Raw genomic sequence first — 5,772 nt, 5'->3', positions numbered from 1 at the left:
AGGTCAGCGCGCGAGCAATGCCGCCCAGCCAGTCCTCCATCGTCTCGGCCGGCGTCGCACATGCGAACGTGTAACTCGATGCGCCCATAGCCGCTACGAAGATGTGCGCGCGGCGTCCAGTCGTCAGCGGCAACGTGGGGCCGGCGAAGTCGACAAACAGCTTCTCGCCGGCGCGGTGAATCTGACGCATCGAGCGCTTCAGGCGTTTCGTGAACGCCTTGTAGTGCCCACAGAACTGCGTATAGCGGTAGGTCTGCCGGTCCGCGAACTCAGCCTGGTATTCCTCCCACAGCAAGGTCAGCGTCATGCCCTTGCGACGTAGCTCCTGATGGATGCGCCCGTAGTCGGGCTGGGCGTAGGCTGCGGGCCCCGTTGGCTTGCCGAGAAGCCGCCGCTCGAGCTCGCCTTCGTCCATGTCACAGGCACTTGCCCAGTCCAGCCCGGCGGCGCCAGCCAGTCCGACGTACTTCGTGACCACGCCCTTGGAAATGCCCAGCGACGCGGCGATCCGATCGTGGGAGAAACCGCCGTCGAATTTAAGTCGTAAAACGTCCTTGATCATGCGCATGTTCATCCGGTGCGCGGGCATGCTTTCTCCGGCCAAAGCCGGCGAGCATAGCCCGCGTGGTTGATGTCATGCGCAACGCCAATCCAGCCATCCGGTCCGCTCGGTCACGTTCCCGAAATAACCGGTCACGTTGCCGAAATCGCCGGTCACGATCCCGAAACGGCCGGTCACGTTCATCCGAAATACGCAAACGCCGACAGCGGGCAAAGTCATAGCCCTTGTCCGCATGCAACTTGCCCGGGGGTTTGCGGGGCTGGCCATTCAGACCCGAGACTGCCGGAATGGCATCGAGCGTGGGCTCGAATGCCATCGAGTCGTGTCGGTTGGCGCCCGTGACCGTGATGGCCAGTGGAATGCTGCGCGCGTCTACAACGATGTGCCGTTTCGACCCGAGCTTTCCCCGGTCTGTCGGGATGGGGCCGGTTTCCTAGCCCCCCCGGGGCTGGCGACACTGGGGCTCTGTCAGGTTGACGCAGGAGCGGGGGTAGAATGAAGCGATTAAGAAAAGAAAGTCGCTTTATCACGGTCACCGCTTCCCTGCCATCGTCATCAGCTGCGCGGTTCGCTGGTATTTCCGGTTCAGCCTGAGCCTGCGCGATATCGAGGAGTTGTTGCTCGAGCGTGGTGTCGTCGTCAGGTACGAAACAATCCGTTGCTGGTGCGACAAGTTCGGCGCTGAATTCGCCCAGCGTGCAAAGACGGCGCGGCGCAAGCGGGGCAACACATGGCATCTGGATGAGAGTGTGTCACGAACACAAGCGAAAGCTTGTGGTGCTGTACGGAAGATGGGAGTTGGCCTCCCGGAGTCGGCTTGCAGGAACAGGCTCCAAACCGCCCGGTGCTGCTGCGTTCAAAAGGCGCGGTGGTGAGCGACCGCGGAAAAGTCATCCATGAAGGATGGCAGGTACGTGTTGAGAAGATGAGCGCAAGCAAACCGTTCGATGATGCGTCGTTAAGATGTTAAAGCGCTATCAAAACCGGGGCCATCTCGTCGCTCCGGGATCAGTCAGGAGGGGGCCTGCTTATGGACCTGACGGCAGCCGGCGTAAAGGCGGCATGAGCTCAACACAGGCTTCGGTATGGAACGTGAGAAGCTTGCTGTGGATGTAAAGGGAAATGACAAGTGGCAGACACCATGAGGAAGAATACCGATGCCACAGTGAGGGGCGGAGCTGCCCGTAGTAGTGTTGAAGCCGTTGTAATGACGGTGGAGCGAAGGGGTAGCGTTATCCCGTTGACGAAAGTCGCCAACCTGCTTTGCGGGGATGAGTGACGTGACATCAACAAAACCTATTGCATTGCGAAGCGCACGGTGTGGGAAGCGTATCAGCTGGTGAGGGCCAACGGGGTGCTGCAGGCGTGGACGATGAAACGATCGCCATGTTCGAGCAGAACCTGTCGGGCAATCTGTACAAGTTGTGGAACCGGATGGCGTCGGGCTCGTATTTCCCGCCACCGGTGAAGCAGGTTGAGATACCGAAAGCCAAGGGCGGTACCAGAAAGCTGCGCGTGCCCACCGTGTCAGATCGATTGGCCCAGACGGTTGTCAAGCTCATGATCGAGCCGATATTCCATGAAGATTCCTATGGGTACCGGCCTGGGAGGTCGGCGAAACATGCAGTTGCGGTAACCCCTGGGCGCTGTTGGAAATACGACTGGGTTGTTGAGTTTGACATCAAGGCGGCATTCGATCAGATTGATCATGGCCTCCTGCTCAAGGCGGTGCGTAGGCACATCAAGGCGGACTGGATCCTGCTGTATATCGAGCGGTGGCTGACTGCGCTGTTTGAGACTGCGGACGGAACGAGATTGCCGAGGGTGCGTGGTACACCTCAGGGCGGAGTGGTCAGCCCGATGCTGATGAATCTGTTCATGCACTATGCGCTTGACACATGGATGCAGCGCCACTTCCCGCAATGTCCCTTTGCGCGTCATGCCGATGATGCGGTGGTCCATTGCAGCAGCGAGGCGCAGGCGCAGGAGGTCATGCATGCCATTGCCTCGCGGCTGGCGGAATGTGGGTTGGAGATGCATCCTGAAAAGTCAAGCATCGTGTATTGCAAGGACCGAAGCCGTACTCAAGCCTACCCGAATGTGACCTTCACATTTCTGGGTTTCCAGTTTCGTCCGCGAAGGGTGATGACCCGGTCTGGGCAACTCTCAACGAGCTTCCTGCCCGGCGTGAGTCGTGATGTGCCCTGAAACGGATGAGACAGACAGTGCGGGGGTGGCGGCTACCTCGTCAGACGTTCAGGTCACTGGTCGAACTGGCCGATCAATGCAATCCCACGATACGAAGCTGGTGGAACTATTACGGGGCTTTCTATCGGACTGCCATGCAGGGGCTCGGTCGGTATCTGGACCGCAAGCTCGCACGCTGGGCCCAGTGCAAGTACAAAACACTACGACGGCATAAACGTCGTAGCGACGAGTGGTTGCACAAGATGAGGGAGGCGTACCGACGACAGTTTGTGCACTGGCAGTTTCTGGGAGTAAAGGTTGGATAACGGGAGCCGTGTAAATCGAGAGGTTTACGCACGGTTCTGCGAGAGGCTCGGGGTGAAATCCCCCGGGCCTACTTACCTGTTCGTGACGCTGCGCGGGGAGCCGTATCTGTTGTGGCGCGCGGTCGATGAGCATGGCACTGAACTCGACGGTCTGGTGCAAAAACGACGCGACAAGGCCGTAGCCAAGCGCTTCTTCCAGCGAGTGCTGCGATCAAACCCGGTGCCGCGCAGGATCGTCACTGACCAGCTACGCAGCTATCCGGCAGCGAAGTCCGAGATTCCAGAGCTCGCTCACGTGAAGCACGTTTTCGTCAAGGCGGTTGCGCGCGTGAATAACCGCGCCGAGAATAGCCACCAGCCGACCCGCAGACGCAAACGCCAGATGCTCGGCTTTCGCGATGCGCGTCGCGCTCAGGCGTTTCTCTCACGGTTCGGCCCGATCCGGCAGCACTTTGCTTTACCCAGACATCGAATGAAAGCGGCAAGTCACCGTGCCGCGCTCCAGGAACGCTTCGCCACATGGTACGGTTGGACTGGAACTGCCTCAATCGGTAAGGCTATTTAATAAGGATAACTACTGTTACCGGGTACGCGTACAGTCTACGTTCGTCAACTTGACAAAGCCCTGCCGTGGTGCCGGGAGAATGCTCCCTGAGCAGCATGGCAATGTCAGCGCATTGCTTCTGCATCTCTTCGTCGAGGGGACTGACCGACTTGCGGCGCTGGCTCAGGCTCGCAGTCACATAGGCGAGCTTCGCCCACGCGTCGTTCGGATCGCAGCCGCTGTAGGCGCAGAAATGGTCGAAGTCATCCAGCGCGTTGTGACCCAGGTCGTTTTTCGGCAGAGGACGGTTTCCGATGATCAACCGAAGGAGTTCGTCTGGTTTTCCGTAAGTCATTCCGACCTCCAATGATGAGACTAGGACCAGCAAGGCCGATTCCTGCCTAACTGTCCGATTGCGACCCAACATGGCGGGCTCAAGTCAGGGAATATCGACGCGGCGTCGCCGTCCGGGTGTTTTAATTCTCCCTACGGGGAACGATACTCCTTCCACGATTAACCCACTGATAACAACGGATAAGACCAACATGAAAGCCGTCATAGTAGGCTGCATAGTCGTTTTTCTCGCGGGCTGCGCGACACAACCCATTTCAGACAATGAAGCCGAGCAGGTATCGAGCCCGGCATTCGCGCCAGTGCGACCGCGACGACTGAGATCATCGTGACGCGCGACAGCGGGAGCCTGGGCTCAGGGGGCAGCGCGCGAATTAAGGTTGACGGCCGCGTCGCGGCGGAGTTGCGCCCGTCACAGCAGGTTCGTCTGTACATTGAGCCAGGGGATCACGTCGTGACAGTGGGCTCCATTTTTCGCGATACCGCCGCTACGGAGACGGTCACCCGACCCGGTCAGCCGCGCCGCTACCGGGTCAGAATTGGCTTCGTTGATTATGAGCTTATTCCGCAGAGCCCGTCCGAGACGCACTGATCTACCGCGAGGGCGATAGGGGACTGTGTCGCGATGCAAGCAGCCGCAAAAGTTCTTCGCGAAGATCCGAGACATCCAGCAAGTGCTGCGCGCGTGTGAAGGCGACGTAAAGTAGTCGCAGTTGGTCGTCCTCGACCGCCAGACGGCCGTCGACGTACTTGAACAGGAAATCATTGACGACCTTGACCCGCTTCCATTCGAGACCCTTGGATCTGTGCACGGTTGAGATAACGTAGTCGGAATCTGTCTCGGGCGCTATCCGTTGCGCCAACGAGCGCAGATAACCTTTTCCCAGCTCGTCCACAATTCGCACGATCGGCAGCAGATCCGCACCAGCCACACTGCGAGCGAAAGACTGCGCGTCCTTCCATGTCTCAAACAGGGAAAACGCTGCAGGCCTGAAAGCACGACGTCCCTCGAGCAGTGCATCGGCACCGTCCGCATCCGCGACGATTTCCGCTGAACTCATGCGGATCGACGGTCTGTGGCCTGCCTCTACCCCTGCGGCAAGATGCCAGATCGCTGACACATTCTTGCGACATAGGATGGCATCGACGGGTGGTGAAACAGACGGGGTCTTCAACCTCGATCGAGCCGATCGCTTCCTGGCCGCGAACGGGTGTTTGCTCGCCCATCAAAGCCAGCAGCCGACTGGCCAGCGAGGCAATCGCGGGACCGACACGGAACGACTCTGTCAGGGCGTATTCGGGTGCATTTGTCTGCGCCATTGCGTTAACTGCACCACGCCATTCATATATCTGTTGATATGGATCGCCAACGAAGACGATTTGCGCGTGCCGTTGTCGATCAAGGAGCCACAGCATCACTCCGTCGCTATCCTGTGCCTCATCGAACAGGATGAAATCAGATTCTATGCACGGGTCCGTTTGCGCCCAGACCTTCAGGTAGACGTCAGGAATAATCGCACTGCGGCCGCGGGGATCGATGCTCTCACTCCACAGACGCCCGACATACGGACGCAATCCGTCTTGCAACCAATCGGCCGCTTTCGCGTCGATTTTCTCGTCGGCCGGAACGTGAAGCGCGTTCGGCGTGTCGTCAGCCGAACGGCAGAATCTGCCAGGCGGATTCAACCGGTCGATGCAACACAATGAACGTCGCATGAGCAGCGGGAGTGTTGCAAATGAAACAGAGGCGCCGGATCTACTACAGCGAGAGCCAGAAGGCGTTGATGTGGGCGCGCTGGCGT

4 protein-coding genes and 5 pseudogenes are annotated in these 5,772 nt (G+C 59.0%); 4 read left to right on the top strand and 5 right to left on the bottom strand.

Annotated elements, in window-relative coordinates; all coding sequences use genetic code 11:
• Both AB4Y34_RS40705 and AB4Y34_RS40700 read right to left on the bottom strand, forming a co-directional pair.
• Positions 1–589, bottom strand: a pseudogene (locus AB4Y34_RS40705) (IS21 family transposase); the annotation flags it as partial.
• A pseudogene (locus AB4Y34_RS40700) lies at positions 537–992 on the bottom strand (transposase); the annotation flags it as partial. The pseudogenes AB4Y34_RS40700 and AB4Y34_RS40705, both read right to left, overlap by 53 nt.
• Before the next feature lie 73 nt (positions 993–1,065).
• Here AB4Y34_RS40700 and AB4Y34_RS40695 point away from each other — a divergent pair.
• The 4 genes and pseudogenes from AB4Y34_RS40695 to AB4Y34_RS40680 all read left to right on the top strand — a co-directional run.
• A pseudogene (locus AB4Y34_RS40695) lies at positions 1,066–1,239 on the top strand (IS6 family transposase); the annotation flags it as partial.
• A gap of 688 nt (positions 1,240–1,927) precedes the next feature.
• The gene (gene ltrA, locus AB4Y34_RS40690; protein WP_368719190.1) at positions 1,928–2,770 is read left to right on the top strand and encodes a group II intron reverse transcriptase/maturase; all 843 of its coding nucleotides are present in this window, start codon (positions 1,928–1,930) and stop codon (positions 2,768–2,770) included.
• Between the two features lie 5 nt (positions 2,771–2,775).
• Positions 2,776–3,075: a group II intron maturase-specific domain-containing protein gene (locus AB4Y34_RS40685; protein WP_255215369.1), complete on the top strand. Its 300-nt coding sequence runs from the start codon at positions 2,776–2,778 to the stop codon at positions 3,073–3,075.
• A 76-nt stretch (positions 3,076–3,151) separates the two neighbouring features.
• Positions 3,152–3,640 (top strand): annotated as a pseudogene (locus AB4Y34_RS40680) (DDE-type integrase/transposase/recombinase); the annotation flags it as partial.
• Here the strand turns inward: AB4Y34_RS40680 and AB4Y34_RS40675 are convergent.
• The 3 genes and pseudogenes from AB4Y34_RS40675 to AB4Y34_RS40665 form a co-directional block, all read right to left on the bottom strand.
• Positions 3,633–3,974, bottom strand: coding sequence for a hypothetical protein (locus AB4Y34_RS40675; protein ID WP_176370056.1), 342 nt, complete (start codon positions 3,972–3,974; stop codon positions 3,633–3,635). The pseudogene AB4Y34_RS40680 and the gene AB4Y34_RS40675 overlap by 8 nt on opposite strands.
• 589 nt (positions 3,975–4,563) lie before the next feature.
• Complete coding sequence (locus tag AB4Y34_RS40670; RefSeq protein WP_368719189.1) at positions 4,564–5,145, bottom strand: ATP-binding domain-containing protein; 582 nt, start codon at positions 5,143–5,145, stop codon at positions 4,564–4,566.
• Positions 5,146–5,341: 196 nt separating this feature from the next.
• A pseudogene (locus tag AB4Y34_RS40665) lies at positions 5,342–5,386 on the bottom strand (hypothetical protein); the annotation flags it as partial.
• Positions 5,387–5,772: the final 386 nt, after the last annotated feature.

The organism is Paraburkholderia sp. BR10954 (assembly GCF_040965775.1).
In the GTDB taxonomy this organism is placed as follows: domain Bacteria; phylum Pseudomonadota; class Gammaproteobacteria; order Burkholderiales; family Burkholderiaceae; genus Paraburkholderia; species Paraburkholderia youngii.
Note: the sequence above shows the minus strand (reverse complement) of the source record. Positions and strands in the feature narration are given on the sequence as shown.

Bases quoted from the DNA above. Each gene is read 5' to 3' on its own strand.
- AB4Y34_RS40685 (WP_255215369.1), top strand. From the start codon at position 2,776: ATGAGACAGACAGTGCGGGGGTGGCGGCTACCTCGTCAGACGTTCAGG.
- AB4Y34_RS40675 (WP_176370056.1), bottom strand. From the start codon at position 3,974: ATGACTTACGGAAAACCAGACGAACTCCTTCGGTTGATCATCGGAAAC.